Origin of the sequence: Thermococcus sp. JdF3 (assembly GCF_012027495.1) — an archaeon.
Taxonomy (GTDB): domain Archaea; phylum Methanobacteriota_B; class Thermococci; order Thermococcales; family Thermococcaceae; genus Thermococcus.
Genome location: NZ_SNUK01000026.1, coordinates 1 through 445, shown reverse-complemented (window position 1 = coordinate 445; position 445 = coordinate 1). Strand labels below are relative to the sequence as shown.

2 protein-coding genes are annotated in these 445 nt (G+C 50.8%); both read left to right on the top strand.

The features are described 5' to 3' along the window. Window positions 1-184 (top strand): divalent cation tolerance protein CutA (gene cutA / locus E3E42_RS11735; RefSeq protein ID WP_167904891.1); only part of this gene is annotated, 184 nt, incomplete at its 5' end. Then, window positions 157-445: DUF99 family protein (locus E3E42_RS11730; protein ID WP_167904889.1), on the top strand; the 289-nt coding region annotated here is incomplete at its 3' end. The genes cutA and E3E42_RS11730, both read left to right, overlap by 28 nt.

The window sequence follows — 445 nt, the reverse complement described above, 5'->3', positions numbered from 1 at the left end:
AGGAAAAATCGAAGAAGATAATGAAGTCGGCGCGCTCCTCAAGACGGACGTGAGCAAGTGGAAAGAGCTACGGGAGACGATAAAGGAACTCCACCCCTACACCGTGCCGCTAATAGCAAGGATAGACGTCGACAAGGTGAACGGGGAGTACGCGAAATGGCTCGAAGAAGTTCTGGGGCAATAAGGAAGGTGAAGCCCCAGATTAGGGTTGTAGGTTTTGACGACGGAACTTTCTCCTTTTCTTCAAAACTAGAGAGGGAAAAGACGATTCTAATCGGCGTCATCATGAAGGGCTCTCAGGAGGTAGTCGGCGTTCTCTCGCGTTGGATAACCGTCGATGGGCGAGATGCAACGAACGCAATGATAGACGCCGTTAAGAGCTCACGCTTCAGGGATTTGAGGGTCATCATGCTCAAGGGGATAACCTACGCGGGCTTTAACGTTA